The sequence below is a fragment of the Burkholderia sp. ABCPW 14 genome (assembly GCF_001523835.1).
GTDB classification, from domain to species: Bacteria; Pseudomonadota; Gammaproteobacteria; order Burkholderiales; family Burkholderiaceae; genus Burkholderia; species Burkholderia mayonis.
Map to the genome: position 1 here is coordinate 59,881 of NZ_LOVS01000142.1, position 16,323 is coordinate 76,203.

The following is a 16,323-nucleotide window of genomic DNA, read 5'->3' on the forward strand; positions in this document are numbered from 1 at the left end:
AAATTCTGTCGGTTTGCCGCCGATCGTGTACTGAAGGATAATGAATTCTCGTTGATTGTCCGCGTGACCGACGCGCCAGACCTCCGTCATGAGCGATAACACGTCCGCAAGAGCCGATCAGTCCGGCTCTGCTTCCCCTTCCGTCGCGACGTCTTCCGGCCACGCCGGCCCGGATTCTTCGCCGTCCACCGTTTCCGACAAGCCGCCAGCGGGCGCGACCGTCCACGTCGGCGCGTTCGCCGCGCAGATCGCGGCTGCGCAGGACGTCGGCGATCCCGGCGCCGCGCCGACCGACACGATCGCCGAGCCGGGCGCGCCCGGCATCGCCGCGGGCGGTGCGGCCGCGCAGCCGGCCGCAGCCGGCGCCGCATCGCCCGGCGCGACCGGAGCCGGCGCATCGACGTCCGGCACCCCGGCGGCCACGGCCAAGAACGGCTCGCCTCCGCCCGGCTTCGGCGCGCAACCCGATTTCGGGACGCCGCGCCCGCCGCCCGCGAGCGCTGCTTCGCCCGCGCCGCCCGCCTACCTGAAACAGAGCGACACGCCGTGGTCGGTGTTCGGCCGGATTGTTGCCGCGCGTGCGCGCCGGCTGTTCGACCGCGCCGGCCAGCGGATCACGCAGCGCACGCTGCGCATCGGCGTGTCGGCGCGCATCTTCCATCCGGAGCCGGGTGCGCCCGGGCTGCGTGGCAAGACGCTGCAATATCTGGAGGAATCGATCGCGCATTGGGTGATGTCGCGCAACGTGCTCGTGTTCATGATTCCGACCGTCGGCCATCAGGGGATGCTGCATCCGAGCAACATCCGGCTGCGCGACTACGCGAAGCATCTCGACGGCCTCTTGCTGCAAGGCGGCGCCGACGTGTCGCCGCAGACCTACGCGGCCGCCGACGCGCGCCCCGAGTGGCCCGGCGACCGCGTGCGCGACATGTACGAGCTCGAACTGCTGCACGAATTCATCGAGTCGGGCAAGCCGGTGCTCGGCGTGTGCCGCGGCTGCCAGCTCATCAACGTCGCGTTCGGCGGCTCGCTCTATCAAGACATCGCGAGCGACGTGCCGACGGCGGGCGTGCATGTGAGCGAACACTACGACCAGCATCGGCACGCGATCCGCTTTCCGGACGGCTCGACGCTCGCGAACATGTTCCCCGGCCGCCGCGAGGCGATCGTCAACTCGATCCATCATCAGGCGATCCGCGATATCGGCCGCGATCTGAACATCGAAGCCGTATCGGCGGAAGACGGGATCATCGAAGGGATCCGCTATCGCCGCGCGCCGTTCGTCGTCGGCGTCCAGTGGCACCCGGAGTTCCATCGTGCGGGCGGCCCCGAGTTGCTCGACTGCACGCCGCTTCTCGACACATTTCTGAGAGCGGCGCGCGAGACGCGGCTGTAACCGGCGCGCGACACGAAATCGGCGCTGGAAGAATGGCGGGCCGCACCTCGGTGCGGCCCGTCGTTCGTTCGGCGTCCGGAGCGTCGGCACGCCATCGCGCGATCTCGCGATGGCGCAACGCGACGTCGCATCGTCCGCTCGGACATGCGGAAAAGCCCCGGGATATCTGCCTGTTTTCAAATTCCTTTCGGATAACTTCGCAAGCGACGCTTTGACGCATCCCGTCGTCGTTCGCAGTAAGATGGCGAGCGCCGTGCAGCGCATCATCGGTCTGCACCGCCCCCGGCGCGCCGGGGCAAGAAACACGATGTGATACGCGCCGCGGCCGCCTGGGCGGCACGCGGCGCAGCCTTATCGAGAGAGACATGTCTACAGCGTCCCCCGCAGTTCAGCAGGAATCCAAGGCCAGGACCGTGTTCCGCGTCGTCAGCGGCAACTTCCTGGAGATGTACGACTTCATGGTCTACGGCTACTACGCATCCGCGATCGCCAAGACCTACTTTCCGAACGGCGACGCGTTCGCGTCGCTGATGCTGTCGCTGTCGGTGTTCGGCGCGGGCTTCCTGATGCGTCCCATCGGCGCGATCGTGCTCGGCGCGTACATCGACCATCACGGCCGCCGCAAGGGCCTGATCCTGACGCTCGCGTTGATGGCGCTCGGCACGCTGACCGTCGCGACGATTCCGGGCTACGCGACGATCGGCGTTCTCGCCCCGATCCTCGTGCTGCTTGGACGGCTGCTGCAGGGCTTCTCGGCGGGCGTCGAGCTGGGCGGCGTGTCGGTGTACCTGTCCGAGATCGCGACGAAGGGCAACAAGGGCTTCTACACGTCGTGGCAGTCCGGCAGCCAGCAGGTGGCCGTCGTGTTCGCCGCGTTCGTCGGCGTGCTGCTGAATCGCGCGCTGCCCGTCGAGCAGATGACGTCGTGGGGCTGGCGCATTCCGTTCCTGATCGGCTGCTTGATCGTGCCGTTCCTGTTCCTGATCCGCCGCTCGCTGAAGGAAACCGACGAGTTCCTCGCGAAGCGCCACCGTCCGAGCATGGGCGAGATCATGAAGTCGATGCTCGAAAACCGGGGCGTCGTGCTGGCGGGCATGGGGATGGTCATCATGACGACGGTGTCGTTCTACATGATCACCGCGTACACGCCGACGTTCGGCAAGGAAGTGCTGCATCTGTCGGCGATCGACGCGCTCGTCGTGACCGTCTGCGTCGGGCTGTCGAACCTGCTCTGGCTGCCGCTGTCGGGCGCGCTGTCCGACCGGATCGGCCGCCGTCCGGTGCTGATCGCGTTCACGGCGCTCACGATCCTGACCGCGTATCCGGCGATGCAGTGGCTCGTCGCATCGCCGTCGTTCCTGCGGCTGCTGTCGGTCGAGCTGTGGCTGTCGTTCCTTTACGGCTCGTATAACGGCGCGATGGTCGTCGCGCTGACCGAAGTGATGCCGGTCGACGTGCGCACTGCGGGCTTCTCGCTCGCGTACAGCCTCGCGACGACGATCGGCGGCTTCACGCCGGCGATCTCGACGCTGTTGATCCACGAGACCGGCAACAAGGCGGCGCCGGGCCTCTGGCTGGGCCTCGCGGCGATCTGCGGGCTGATCGCGACGCTCGTGCTGTACCGGTCGCCGGAAGCGCGCAGTCAGTACAAGACGACTTGAGCGGACGAGCGGCTCCGCGCAAGCGGGCCGCGGCGGACGAAGCGAAAAAACGGGGCGCTCGGCGCTCCGTTTTTGTTTTGGCGAGGCGGTGCGCCGTGGCGACGGGGCGACGGGGCGGTGCGGCGACGCCCGGGCATGGGGTGGCAGGGCGCGTCGGCGTGATGGTGCGGCATCGATGACGTTGCGGTTTGAAGGCTTGATGCGCTGATGGCTCGGCGGCTCGGCGGCTCGGCGGCGAGAAGGCGAGAAGGCGAGAAGGCGAGAAGGCGAGAAGGCGAGAAGGCGAGAAAGCGAGAAAGCGAGAAAGCGAGAAAGCGAGAAAGCGAGAAAGCGAGAAAGCGAGAAAGCGAGGGCGTTCGACAGCACCGCACCGCGGCCGTGCGACGATTCGCCGACGCGAAGCACGGACGAACAGCACACGCACGAACGCGCGACCGCCCGCCGTCACCCGCGCGCGATCTCGCCCGCGACCGCCGCGACCACGTCCTCCCAACGCCCCGGCTCCGACTGCCTGACGAGCCGCGCGTGCGGATACCACGGGCTGTCGTCGCCCGTGCTCCAGCGCCAGTCGGCGGCGACGGGCAGCATCAGCCACAGCGGTTTGCGGAGCGCGCCCGCGAGGTGCGCGACCGCCGTGTCGATCGACACGACGCCATCGAGCCGGTCGACGAGCGCGGCCGTCGCCGCGAAATCGGTCAGATCGTCGAACCGATGGATGCGCGCCGCATGCGGATGCGCATCGAGCGCCGCACGCTCGGCGTCCGACAGCGCCGGTTGCAGCGGGATCCAGTCGACGTCGGCGAGCGCGAAGAGCGGCGCGAGCGCGTCGAGCGGCAGCGCACGGTTTTCCTGCACTTGCGCGCTGCCGGACCAGGCGATCCCGAACTTGCGCTTCGCCTGCCCGCCGAGCGAGCCGCGAAAGCGGCGCCGCGCCGCGTCGGGCACGTCGAGATACGGCGCGGGCGACGGGATCGCGTCGTATTCGAGGCCGAGCGCGAACGGCAGGCTGAGGAGCGGGCAGACGAGATCGGCGGCGGGCGTTCTCGCCGCATCGGTGGATATGACGTTCACGCGCCAGCGCGCGGCCATCGGCTCGACGAGCGGCAGCAGCGCCGGCTGGACCTGCAGGATCAAGCGTGCGCAGCGCTCGCGCGCGAGCGGGACGAGCCGCACGAACTGCAGCGTATCGCCGAAACCCTGTTCGGCGCGCACGAGCAGCGTGCGGCCGTCGATCGGTTCGCCTTGCCAGCGCGGCAGCGGCCCGAGCGGCGCGGCGCCCGGCAACGCATGCCGCGCTTCGTACGCGGGCAGGCCACGCGCGAAGTCGCGCAGCGTGAGCAGCGTGACCGCGCGGTGCATGTGCGCGAGCGAGTGCGCGGGATCGAGCCGCAGCGCCTGATCGAACGCGCGCAGCGCCATCTCGTGCGCGCCGAGCGCATGGTGCGCGGTGCCCAGGTTGAGCCACGCGAGCACGAACGACGGATCGAGTCCGACCGCGCGCTCGTAATGCGGCAGCGCGTCGCGATGACGGCCGAGCGCCGCGAGCGCGTTCGCGAGACCGAACAGCGCGAGCGGAAAGCGCGGCTGCAGCGCGAGCGCGGATTCGAACGCGGGCAGCGCCTCCGCATGCCGGCCGACCGCGTCGAGCGCGTTGCCGAGATTGAAATGCGCGGCGACGAAGCGCGGCTCGGCGGCGAGCGCCGCGCGAAAATGCGCGACCGCTTCGTCGGTCTTCCCGAGCGCGGCGAGCGCCATCCCGAGGTTGTTGTGCGCGCCCGCGTGGCCGGGACGCAACTCGAGCGCGCGGCGAAACGCCGCAAGCGCGTCGTCATGCCGGCCGAGCGCGTTGAGCGCGTTGCCGAGGTTGTTGTGGATCGACGCGTCGCCGGGCGTGAGCGCCAGCGCGCGCTCGAACGCGTCGACGGCGTCTTCGTGGCGCTCCTGCGCCGCATATGCGTTGCCGAGGTTGTAGTGCGCGAGCGGGAACGCAGGCGCGAGCGTGAGCGCGTTGCGAAAGCGCTCGATCGCGTCGTCGAGCCGGCCGAGCGCCTTGAGCGCGTTGCCGAGATTCAGCTGCAGCGCGGCGTCGTTCGGGCGCAACTCGACAGCGCGGCCGACGAGATCGGCCGCTTCTTCGTGCCGGCCCTGCTGATGACGCAGCACGCCGAACAGGTGCAGCGCATCGGCATCGGCGGGGTTGGCCGCGAGCGCCGCCCGATAGCCGTGTTCGGCATCGTCGAGCCGGCCTGCGCGGTGCGCGGCAAATGCGCGGTCGAAAGCGGATTCCATGACGCGAGGCAAGCGAGAAACTTGACATTTTCCCATACCTCGGATGGCGGCGGCCGTTTCGGCTGCGCTATGGATGCGGCGAGGCGGCGGGCGTAGACTGCGGATGTTGCGTATCGACGAGGTCTTTATGGCAGTCGTTCCGCTCGCCACTCCTCCCGTCCTGATCGTCGGCGCGGGTCCGACCGGGCTCGCCGCCGCGCTCTGCCTCGCGCGCGCGCGCGTGCCGGTGCGGATCGTCGACAAGGCGGCGCAGCCCGCGCGCTATTCGCGCGCGATCGGCATCCAGGCCAGAACGCTCGAGCTCCTCGAGCAGCAGCGCGTCGTCGAGCGGTTCGTCGAACTCGGGCATCGCGCGCGCGTCGCGATCCTGTATTCGGGCGGGCAGCGCATCGCCGAGCTCGACTTCGATCCGTTGCAAACGCGCTATCCGTATCTGCTGTTTCTCGATCAGACCGTCACCGAGCGGCTGTTGACCGAGCATCTCGCGACGTTCGGCGTCGATGTCGAGCGCGGCGTGACGCTCACGCGCTGCACCGATCCGGAAGGCGCGCTCGACGTCCGGCTGCGCCACGACGAAGGCTGGGAGGAGCGCATGCAGCCGTCGTACGTCGTCGCGGCGGACGGTGCGCACAGCACCGTCCGGCATCTGCTCGACGTCGATTTCGTCGGACATGCGCTCGAGCAGACGTTCATGCTTGCCGATCTCGACGTCGGCGCCGACTGGCCGGACGACGAGATTCATTTGTTCACGACGGGCGACGGCCTCGCCGGATTGTTTCCGATGGGTAGCGGCCGCTACCGGCTCGTCGCGGACCGCCCGCCGCGCAACGGCGCGCTCGACGACGAGCACGGGCCGTCGCTCGAGCTGTGCCGCGACGTCATGCGCGCGCGCGTGACGCCCGAGCTGAAGATCGGCGATCTCGCGTGGTCGTCGTACTTTCATCTGCACAGCCGGATGGTCGCGAAGCTGCGCCACGGGCGTGTGTTCTTCGTGGGCGACGCGGCGCACGTGCACAGCCCGGCGGGCGCGCAAGGGATGAACACGGGCATCCAGGAGGCGTTCAATCTCGGCTGGAAGCTCGCGCGGGTGCTTGCCGGCAATGCGCCCGAGCGTCTGCTCGACACCTATCATGCCGAGCGCCATCCGATCGAACGCGACGTGCTGCGGCAGACGAGCTTCGCGACGCAGGTCGTCGAGGCGGACCGCGGGCCGCTCAAGCTGCTGCGCGAGCACGTCGTGCCGATCCTCGCGTCGTTCGGGCCGTTGCGCGACGCGGCGCGCCGCACGGTCAGCGAGCTCGCGATCCAGTATCGGAAGAGTCCGCTCACGCTCGAGCGCGCGTTCGACGGCGGGCCGCGCGCGGGCGAGCGCGCGCCGGACGCGCTCGTGCACGTGCTCGACGGGCCGCTCGGCAAGGCGCCCGGCGTCGCGCGCCTCTTCGATTTGCACGATCCCGCGCATTTCACGCTGCTCGTGCTCGAGCCGAGCGCGGCCATCGGCGACACGTTGCCGTCGGATCCGGGCGAAGACGGCCGCGCGCTCGCCGATGCGCTCGAGCGGATCATGCCGGGCGCGGTGCGCTGCTGGCGCGTGACGGATGCGGAAGGTGAAGGCGCGCCGCTCATGCGCGACGCGTATGGGCGCACGCGGCCGGTGTTCTATCTGCTGCGGCCGGACGGCTACGTCGCCGCGCGCGGCCGCCCGGCGGCCGATGCGGACGCGTTGCTGCGCCATTGCGAGACGTGGTTCTCGGGGATGCGGCTCGAGGCTTGACGAGGAGGGCGCGCGATGTGTAGGCGCCGACGCGAACATGGGGGCGCGCGACGATCGGCGTCGCCTTGTCGTCGTCGGCATCCTGATGCGAGCGATCGCTACGTCGTCGTCGTGTCGTGTCGCGTGCTCCCGCGACGCCGCCCCCTACGCCGCGCGCGGCGGCGCGGGCTCGAGCGACGCGCGGTGCGTGTCGACCGCCTCGCGGACGATCGGCGCGACGCTTCGCGCGGCCTCGTCGTGCGGATCGTCGAGCGCCGCGAGGAGCGCGCGCCGCATCCGCGGCTCCCAGAAGCGCCGGATGTGGTCGGCGACGCCCGCGACCGCCTCGTCGTGATCGGGCATCGACGCGAAGAACGCGCCGATCTGGTTCGCCATGTCGATCAAGTGTCGGCTTTCCATTTCGACCTCACTTGCCCGTTACCGGCGCGGGCGCCGCGGTGCGCCGCTCGAGCAGCGCGAGCTGCTCCGCGCTGAAGCGCGTGTATGCGCGCTGCCATTCGGACGGTTGCGCGACGGGCGCGACCTGCACGGCCGTCACCTTGTACTCGGGGCAGTTGGTCGCCCAGTCCGAGCTGTCGGTCGTGATCACGTTCGCGCCGGATTCGGGGAAATGGAACGTCGTGTAGACGACCCCCGGCTGCATGCGCTCGGTGACGCGCGCGCGCAGCACCGTCTGCCCCGCGCGCGATTCGATGCCGACCCAGTCGCCCGTCCTGATTCCGCGATCGTTCGCGTCGTGCGGATGGATCTCGATCCGGTCCTCGTCGTGCCAGCGGACGTTGTCGGTGCGGCGCGTCTGCGCGCCGACGTTGTACTGCGACAGGATCCGGCCCGTTGTCAGGATGAGCGGATAGCGCGGCGTGATTTTCTCCGGCGACGCGATGTACTGCGTGATCATGAACTTGCCCTTGCCGCGCACGAACTGGCCGACGTGCATCGTCGGCGTGCCTTCCGGCGTGGCGTCGTTGCACGGCCACTGGACGCTGCCGAGTTCGTCGAGCCGCGCGTACGACACGCCCGCGAACGTCGGCGTGAGGCGTGCGATCTCGTCCATGATCTCGGACGGATGCGCGTAGTGCATCTCGTAGCCGAGCGCGCGCGACAGCATCAGCGTCACTTCCCAGTCCGCAAAGCCGGACAGCGGCTTCATCGCGCGGCGCACGCGCGAGATCCGGCGCTCGGCGTTCGTGAACGTGCCGTCCTTCTCGAGGAAGGTCGCGCCCGGCAGGAACACGTGCGCGTACTTCGCGGTCTCGTTGAGGAAGATGTCCTGCACGACGAGGCATTCGAGCGACGACAGCGCGGCCGCGACATGCTGCGTGTTCGGATCGGACTGGACGATGTCCTCGCCCTGGCAGTAGAGGCCCTTGAAGCTGCCGTCGAGCGCCGCGTCGAACATGTTCGGGATGCGCAGGCCGGGCTCCGGCTGCAGCGTCGTCGACCAGGCTTCGTCGAAGAGCGCGCGCACCGCGGCGTCGCCGATGTGCCGGTAGCCGGGCAGCTCGTGCGGGAACGAACCCATGTCGCACGAGCCCTGCACGTTGTTCTGTCCGCGCAGCGGGTTCACGCCCGCGCCCTCGATGCCGAGGTTGCCCGTCGCCATCGCGAGGTTTGCGATTCCCATCACCATCGTCGAGCCTTGCGCATGCTCGGTCACGCCGAGGCCGTAGAAGATCGCGGCGCGTCCGCCCGTCGCATAGAGGCGCGCGGCGGCGCGCACGGCGTCGGCCGGCACGCCCGTGACGTCCGCCGTTGCCTCGGGCGAATGCTCCGGCCGCGCGGCGAACGCACGCCACACGTCGAATGCGTGCGGCTCGCAGCGCTCGGCGACGAACGCGTCGTCGACGAGCCCTTCGGTGACAATCACGTGCGCGAACGCGTTGATCAGCGCGACGTTCGTGCCGGGCCGCAGTTGCAGGTGATGGACGGCCTTCACGTGCGGGCCGTCGACGAGATCGATCCTGCGCGGATCGACGACGATCAGCTTCGCGCCTTCGCGCACGCGGCGCTTCAGGCGCGAGCCGAACACCGGATGGCCGTCGGTCGGATTCGCGCCGATCACGACGATCACGTCGGCCGAGCCGACCGACGCGAACGTCTGCGTACCCGCCGATTCGCCGAGCGTGGCCTTGAGTCCGTAGCCCGTCGGCGAATGGCAGACGCGCGCGCACGTGTCGACGTTGTTGTTGCCGAACGCCGCGCGCACGAGCTTCTGCACGAGATAGGTCTCTTCGTTCGTGCAGCGTGACGACGTGATGCCGCCGATCGAATCGCGGCCATGCTCGTCCTGGATGCGGCGGAACTGCGCGGCCGCGTAGCCGATCGCCTCGTCCCAGCTCACTTCGCGCCACGGATCGGTGATCTTCTCGCGGATCATCGGCGTCGTGATGCGGTCCTTGTGCGTCGCGTAGCCCCACGCGAAGCGGCCTTTCACGCACGCGTGGCCTTCGTTCGCGAGGCCGTTCTTGTGAGGCGTCATCCGCACGACCTGGCCGCCTTTCATTTCCGCCTTCAGCGAGCAGCCGACGCCGCAGTACGCGCAGGTCGTGACGACCGCATGCTCGGGCTGGCCGAGCCGCGTGACGCTCTTCTCGACGAGCGTCGCGGTCGGGCACGCGGCGACGCACGCGCCGCACGATACGCACTCCGAGTCCATGAACGCATCGCCCGCGCTCGCCGCGACGCGCGATGCGAAGCCGCGCGCGGCGATCGTCAGCGCGAACGTGCCCTGCGTTTCCTCGCACGCGCGCACGCAGCGATTGCAGACGATGCACTTCGACGGGTCGTAGCTGAAATACGGATTCGACTCGTCCTTCGCGTCGCTCAGATGGTTCTTGCCGTCGAAGCCGTAGCGCACCTCGCGCAGCCCGACGACGCCCGCCATGTCCTGCAGCTCGCAATCGCCGTTCGCCGCGCACGTGAGGCAGTCGAGCGGGTGATCGGAGATGTAGAGCTCCATCACGTTGCGGCGCAGGTCCTGCAGGCGGTCGCTTTGCGTGCGCACCTTCATGCCCGCTTCGACGGGCGTCGTGCACGATGCCGGATAGCCGCGCCGGCCTTCGATCTCGACGAGGCACAGGCGGCACGAGCCGAACGGCTCGAGCGAATCGGTCGCGCACAGCTTCGGCACGTTGACGCCGGCCTCGATCGCCGCGCGCATCACCGACGTGCCGGCTGGCACCGTGACCGTGCGGTCGTCGATGTCGAGCGTGACGTCGGTATCGGCGTGGCGCCGCGGCGTGCCGTAGTCGGTGTCGCCGAACGGATCGGCGCGGCGCGCAGGCGCCGCGCTTTTGCACGCGCACTGGCCTGAGCCGCAGCCCTGCCGGGACGAATCGAATGCGGAAGAGGTCATCGGGATTCCTTCTGTCAGGCCGTGGCCGGCGCAGCGCTTGGCGCGTGCGCGGCGAGGCCGAAATCTTCGGGGAAATGATCGAGTGCGGACAGCACCGGGTACGGTGTCATGCCGCCCATCGCGCAGAGCGAGCCCGCGGTCATCGTGTCGCACAGGTCGCGCAGCAGGCGCACCTGCCTTTCCGACGTGTCGCCCGCGCGTATCTTCGCGATCGTCTCGACGCCGCGCGTCGATCCGATCCGGCACGGCGTGCACTTGCCGCACGATTCGAGCGCGCAGAAGTGCATCGCGTACTCGGCGAGCTGGGCGAGGTTCGACGTGTCGTCGTGCAGCACGATGCCGCCGTGCCCGACGACGGCGCCCGCCGCCGCATACGCCTCGTAATCGAGCGGGATGTCCCACTGGCTGTCGGGCAGGTACGTGCCGAGCGGGCCGCCGACTTGCGCGGCGCGCGCGGGGCGGCCGCTCGCGGTGCCGCCGCCGAAGTCGAACAGCAGCTCGCGCAGCGTGACGCCGAACGCGAGCTCGACGAGCCCGCCGCGCTTCACGTTGCCCGCGAGCTGGAACGGCAGGGTGCCGCGCGAGCGGCCCATTCCGTAGTCGCGGTAGAACGCCGCGCCGCGCGCGAAGATGATCGGCGCGGTCGCGAGCGTGATCACATTGTTGATGACGGTCGGTTGTCCGAAGAGCCCCGCGAGCGCGGGCAGCGGCGGCTTCGCGCGTACGACGCCGCGCTTGCCCTCGAGCGATTCGAGGAGCGCCGTTTCCTCGCCGCAGACATAGGCGCCCGCGCCTTTCGCGACGTGCAGCTCGAACGCGTGCGCCGTGCCGAGCACGCTCGCGCCGAGCCAGCCGGCGTCGCGCGCGCGGGCGATCGCGTCGTCGAGGGTCGCGATCGCGTGCGGATATTCGCTGCGCACGTAGATGTAGCCGATCGTCGCGCCCGTCGCGACGCCCGCGATGATCATCCCTTCGATCAGACCGTACGGATCGCTCTCCATGATGAGGCGATCGGAGAACGTGCCGGAATCGCCTTCGTCCGCGTTGCACACGATGTACTTCTGCGCGGCCGCGGCCTCGCGCACGGTCCGCCACTTGATGCCCGCCGGAAATGCCGCGCCGCCGCGTCCGCGCAGGCCCGATTCGACGAGCGTCTCGCATGCGGCCGCGCCGTCTAGCGCGAGCGCGTTCTTCAGACCTTCGAGGCCGCCGTGCGCGACGTAGTCGTCGATCGACAGCGGATCGGTGATGCCGATCCGCGCGAACGTGAGCCGCTGCTGGCGCTTCAGATAAGGGATTTCGTCGACGATCCCGACGCACGCCGGGTGTGCGCCGCCGTCGAGCCAGCCGGCGTCGAAGAGCGCGGGGACATCGGCCGCCGACAGGTTCGCGTAGCCGACGCGGCCCGCCGCGGTGCCGACTTCGACGAGCGGTTCGAGCCACAGCAGCCCGCGCGAGCCGTTGCGCACGAGCTCGATCGTGACGCCGCGCCGGGCCGCCTCGGCCTCGATCGCGCGCGCGAGCGCGTCGGCGCCGACCGCGAGCGCGGCGGAATCGCGCGGCACGTGGATGCGCGTGCTCATGCGGGCTCCTTTGCGTGCACGGCCGCGTCGAAGAGCGCGTCGAAGCGCTCGGCGGTCATCTTCGCGTGCAGTTCATCGTTGATCGTGAGCGACGGCGACTGTGCGCAGAGGCCCAGGCAATAGACCGATTCGAGCGCGACTTCTTCGCCGTGCTCGCCGTCGATCCGGCAACTGGCGCGCGCCTGCGCGTGCGCGACGAGCGCCTCGCCGCCCATGCTGCGGCACGCTTCCGCACGGCAGAGCCGGATCGTTACGCGCGCGGGCGGTGCGGTGCGGAAGTGATGGTAGTAGGTCAGCACGCCGTGGACTTCGGCGCGCGACAGATTGAGTGCCTTCGCGAGCGGCTCGACGCACGCGGGCGGCACGTAGCCCGCTTCGTCCTGGATCGCGTGAAGGATCGCGACGAGCGACCTGCCGGGCTGCGCGTGCGCGCGCACGAGCGCGTCGGGCGCGGCGGTATTGGGGGACATCCGGTTGCCTCCTCCGAAGTCATATATGCGCTTTGGATTCATATGGAGCGCAAATAGGCTTTGAGATATTGATGTGGGTCAACGATAAATCGATAGAATGATGGTCGCAATAGGAAATGGGATTGCATAAATGATTCGAGTCGAATGCGACGCGCATTTGATCGTGCGCGACAACGACGGCCGCACGGCGAGCGTGACCGATGTCGCACCGCTCCTCGAACTCGTCGCGGCGACGGGCAGCATCGCGCAGGCGGCCGAGGCGAAAGGGCTGTCGTACCGGCACGCGTGGGGGCTGCTGCGCGCGCTGGAGGTGTGCGTTGGCGGTGCGCTGATCGAGACCGTGCGCGGCAAGGGTTCGTCGCTGTCGGAGCTCGGGCAGGCGGTCCTCGACGCGCAGCGGCTGGCCGGCGAGCGCCTCGACGGCAACCTGCGCGCGCTCGCGGCGGAGGTCGCGAGCGGTCTCAACCGGCGGCTCGCGCGGCATGCAGGCGCGCTGCGAATCCACGCGTCGCACGGCTATGCGGTCGCGGCGCTCGTGTCCGCGCTCGTCGACGCCGGCTCGCCCGTCGACATCAAGTACCGCGAAAGCGTCGAGGCGATGCGCTCGCTCGCGGGCGGCGAATGCGATCTGGCGGGCTTTCATCTGCCGCGCGGCGCGTTTCGCACACACTGTGCGCAGATTTACCGGCCATGGCTCGACGACGCCGATCACGTGCTGATCCATCTGACGCGCCGCAAGCAGGGCCTTTTCGTGCCGAGCGGCAATCCGAAGGGGGTCGCGGGGCTCGCCGACCTGGCGCGCGGCGACATCCGCTTCGTCAACCGGCAGCCGGGCTCCGGCACGCGGATGCTGCTCGATCTCGCGTTGCGCGAGATCGGCGTCGATCCGGAGCGGATCGACGGCTACGCGTCGGCGGAACTGACGCATTCGGCGATCGCCGCATTCGTCGCGAGCGGGATGGCAGATCTCGGCTTCGGCGTCGAGCCCGCGGCGCGCCACTTCGGGCTCGATTTCATTCCGGTCGTCGACGAGGACTATTACTTCGCGTGCGAGCGTTCGCGGCTCGGCGACGTACCGCTCGCGGGCGCGCTCGCGTTGCTGCGCGACGACGGCTATCGCGCTGCCGTCGCACGGCTCGACGGCTACGATCCGAGCGCGTGCGGTACGCTCGTCGACGTGCCGGCGGGCCTCGCGGGCACGGCGGGCGAAGCGCGCGCGGACGGTCATCAACGGTAACGAAGCGGGCATGCGGGCGGCGCTGCAAGGCGCGTGCATTTGCGTTACGCTAGCCGCTTCCTTTCGTATGAATCAAAGCGCCGCACCGGCGTTCGACATCAATGAAGCTCCTGACCCATCTCGCCGTCGCGTCCGCAGTTGCGGGCGCGCTCGCCGCGGCCGCGACGGTCGCGTTCGCGCAGAACTCTCCCGGCGTGCCGGGTGGCATCCTGAACGAGCAGTTCCGGCTGAACGAGCATCCGCAGATGCAGTTCGCCGCGTCGGCGCCGTCGAAGAAATATCAGACCGGCAAGAAGTCGGACTTGCGCAGGAAGGGCGACATTGGGGACCCGAACGGCTGCAACTTGAAGTGTCCGATGGACTGACGGCGTTCTGGCGCAGCGCCACATGAAGCGGCCGCGCGAGAGGCGAGCGAGGCGGCGGCCGGCCGCGCAACGCGTCCGGCAGCGTCGCGCACGATGCGGCGCATGAGGTCGCCGGTCGAACAAGACGAGCGAACACGAACGCGGCAAGCGGCTGCGGCCGACATGTTGCCGGCACGTCGCCGGCATGGCGTCACGCGGCCGTCGAAGGCGGTCGCGCACCCGGCCATGCATGGCCGATCGACGACGGGGAACCCGAGAAGTCCGCGCAGCGCTGCAGCCGATAAACAGCCGCGGGCGGCACGTTCGCCCACGCGATGCCGATGCGCTCCGCGCGAATGCCGATCGCCGCGAGCCGGCTGGCGGGAATCGGGCAGCGGGGCAGATAGGTGAACTGATAGAACGCGCCGCCCGGGCCGAGATGCATCGCGAACGCGCCATGCACGATCGCCACCGCCTGCTCGACGGGCATCGCGACGAGCGGCAATCCGCTGACGATGGCGCTTGCACGCGCATCGCCGAACAGGCCGCGCGTGATGCCGAGTTCGGCCGCATCCATGTTCATGACCCGCAGGTCGGGAAAACGGCGACGCAGCGTCGCGGCGAACGCCGGATCGGCTTCGACGAGCACGAGCCGATCCGCGGCGACGCCGCGCGACAGCAACTCGCGCGTAAAGACGCCCGTGCCTGCGCCGAGCTCGATCACGAGCGCGCTTTCGCTGGGAATCTGGGCAGTCATCAGCGTGGCGAGCGCGGGGCCGGACGGCGCGAGCGCGCCGACCTGGCGGGGATTGCGCAGCCATGCTCGCAGGAAGAGCGCGAGCTCGGGGATTCGCATGGGTCCATTCCTGGCAATAATTGAGCGGCAAGCGGGACGCGGCGACGGTCCGACGAAATCGGATCCGGCTCCGCGACCGGCAAGCTAGCCTGCCACGATAAAAAACGAAGGCCATCATGTATTACCCGCTGTGTTGCGCTCGCGCATGTGGCGATGCCGGGACGAAGCGGGGGCGGTGCGGTGCGGCCGACCGGGCGACGGCGATGTTGGCGAAGCGCGCACACGATGCGCCGCTTGCGCCGAGTATTGAACGCACGGCGTGAAATTGCCGTGACCAAAAGAAAAGCCCTTGAATAACAAGGGCTTTGGGGTATTCGTGGGGCGGCGGCACTCGAATTGTGCCAGCTATCGCTTATGCAGTAAGGACTCTGAGAGTTTGAGTTATCGAAAAACCCCCAAAACAACCCCCGGAGACTATCGGCTGGCTGTCTTGAGGCAAGATGATGTGCTTTCTTGTGGTTGCGTGCTGTTTCAAGTTCCGGCGGATTCAAAACCGTGGGAACAGCGGGAACAATGGGAACAAGGGTTGTAGTTGATTGTTTAGTAAGGATATTTTTGTTCCCATGTTGTTCCCAAACACTCATATATATTGGGAACAAGCCGGGTACTGCTCACGGCGGTACGTGTTGGCATAGAGGCCGATACTCCCGCCGCGCCCGGATGAGCCGCCTGCTGGAACGCTACGCGCAAAGAAATTCCCCCGCGCCGCCACCCCCCGTGCACGGAAACGACAGCGGGCCGTGCGGCCCGTAAAAAGCGATTTTGAACGGTTGGGCGTTACGCCGCGTCGCGCACCCGCATGATTGTCTGGCGGCTTGTGCCGTACTGTTTTGCAAGGCTCGCCACGCTTGCTCCTTTGCTCAACTGCTGGCGAGCCTCATCCTGTTGTTGCTTGGTCAGCGCGGCCGGCCGGCCCATCGCTTTCCCTTCCGCTCTTGCTCGCGCGATACCGGCTTGGGTTCGTTCGATCAGCAAGTCGCGTTCAAACTCGGCGACGGCGTTCAATACCTGCATGGTCATCCGGCCGGCCGCGCTGGTCAGGTCAACCCCACCGAGCGCAAGGCAATGAATCCGAATGCCGCGATCTGCCAACGCCTCAACGGTCGCGCGCACGTCCATCGCGTTCCGGCCGAGTCGGTCGAGTTTCGTCACGATCAATACGTCGCCTTCTTCCATCTTGAGGAGCAGTTCCGCAAACCCTGGCCGCTGGTTCGAGCTGACGCTACCGGAAATGCTCTCTGTAACGACCCGGCGCTTGTCGACAGAAAAACCGGCCGCCTCGATCTCGCGGAGTTGGTTGGCTGTAGTTTGGTCGGTCGTGCTGACGCGGGCGTATGCGAAGGTTCGGGACATGTGGC

At 68.7% G+C, this 16,323-nt stretch carries 12 protein-coding genes; 5 read left to right on the plus strand and 7 right to left on the minus strand.

Annotated features, from left to right (window positions below; translation table 11 throughout):
• Window positions 1-88: 88 nt before the first annotated feature.
• Window positions 89-1,396: a gamma-glutamyl-gamma-aminobutyrate hydrolase family protein gene (locus WS62_RS21655; protein ID WP_066575098.1), complete on the plus strand. Its 1,308-nt coding sequence runs from the start codon at window positions 89-91 to the stop codon at window positions 1,394-1,396.
• A gap of 365 nt (window positions 1,397-1,761) precedes the next feature.
• The gene (locus WS62_RS21660) at window positions 1,762-3,057 is read left to right on the plus strand and encodes an MFS transporter (RefSeq protein WP_066575101.1); all 1,296 of its coding nucleotides are present in this window, start codon (window positions 1,762-1,764) and stop codon (window positions 3,055-3,057) included.
• A gap of 444 nt (window positions 3,058-3,501) precedes the next feature.
• On the opposite strand, the gene WS62_RS21665 is transcribed toward WS62_RS21660, so the two are convergent.
• A complete protein-coding gene (locus WS62_RS21665) occupies window positions 3,502-5,346 on the minus strand; it encodes a tetratricopeptide repeat protein (protein ID WP_066575109.1) in 1,845 nt (614 codons plus the stop codon).
• Between the two features lie 127 nt (window positions 5,347-5,473).
• Here WS62_RS21665 and WS62_RS21670 point away from each other — a divergent pair, with 127 nt between their 5' ends.
• Window positions 5,474-7,120, plus strand: a complete 1,647-nt coding sequence (locus WS62_RS21670; RefSeq protein ID WP_066575114.1) for an FAD-dependent monooxygenase — start codon at window positions 5,474-5,476, stop codon at window positions 7,118-7,120.
• A gap of 144 nt (window positions 7,121-7,264) precedes the next feature.
• On the opposite strand, the gene WS62_RS21675 is transcribed toward WS62_RS21670, so the two are convergent.
• The 4 genes from WS62_RS21675 to WS62_RS21690 are packed head-to-tail and all read right to left on the minus strand — an operon-like array spanning window position 7,265 to window position 12,528.
• The gene (locus tag WS62_RS21675; RefSeq protein WP_066575116.1) at window positions 7,265-7,519 is read right to left on the minus strand and encodes a formate dehydrogenase subunit delta; all 255 of its coding nucleotides are present in this window, start codon (window positions 7,517-7,519) and stop codon (window positions 7,265-7,267) included.
• Window positions 7,520-7,526: 7 nt separating this feature from the next.
• Window positions 7,527-10,475 carry a formate dehydrogenase subunit alpha gene (gene fdhF / locus WS62_RS21680; protein WP_066575118.1) on the minus strand — a complete coding sequence of 983 codons (2,949 nt, stop codon included), beginning with the start codon at window positions 10,473-10,475 and terminating at the stop codon, window positions 7,527-7,529.
• A 14-nt stretch (window positions 10,476-10,489) separates the two neighbouring features.
• On the minus strand, window positions 10,490-12,058 hold the full coding sequence (locus WS62_RS21685) for a formate dehydrogenase beta subunit (protein WP_066575120.1): 1,569 nt from the start codon (window positions 12,056-12,058) through the stop codon (window positions 10,490-10,492).
• On the minus strand, window positions 12,055-12,528 hold the full coding sequence (locus WS62_RS21690; RefSeq protein WP_066575125.1) for an NAD(P)H-dependent oxidoreductase subunit E: 474 nt from the start codon (window positions 12,526-12,528) through the stop codon (window positions 12,055-12,057). Before WS62_RS21690 ends, WS62_RS21685 begins: the two co-directional genes overlap by 4 nt.
• 130 nt (window positions 12,529-12,658) lie before the next feature.
• Here WS62_RS21690 and WS62_RS21695 point away from each other — a divergent pair, with 130 nt between their 5' ends.
• Together WS62_RS21695 and WS62_RS21700 are read left to right on the plus strand one after the other, a co-directional pair.
• The gene (locus WS62_RS21695) at window positions 12,659-13,765 is read left to right on the plus strand and encodes a substrate-binding domain-containing protein (protein ID WP_066575127.1); all 1,107 of its coding nucleotides are present in this window, start codon (window positions 12,659-12,661) and stop codon (window positions 13,763-13,765) included.
• A gap of 101 nt (window positions 13,766-13,866) precedes the next feature.
• Window positions 13,867-14,130 (plus strand): hypothetical protein, encoded by a 264-nt coding sequence (locus WS62_RS21700; protein WP_066575129.1) that lies wholly within the window; start codon window positions 13,867-13,869, stop codon window positions 14,128-14,130.
• Window positions 14,131-14,320: 190 nt separating this feature from the next.
• Here WS62_RS21700 and WS62_RS21705 read toward each other — a convergent pair whose 3' ends face one another.
• Complete coding sequence (locus WS62_RS21705; protein ID WP_066575132.1) at window positions 14,321-14,965, minus strand: class I SAM-dependent methyltransferase; 645 nt, start codon at window positions 14,963-14,965, stop codon at window positions 14,321-14,323.
• Between the two features lie 777 nt (window positions 14,966-15,742).
• Window positions 15,743-16,318 (minus strand): recombinase family protein, encoded by a 576-nt coding sequence (locus tag WS62_RS21710; RefSeq protein WP_012730184.1) that lies wholly within the window; start codon window positions 16,316-16,318, stop codon window positions 15,743-15,745.
• Window positions 16,319-16,323: the final 5 nt, after the last annotated feature.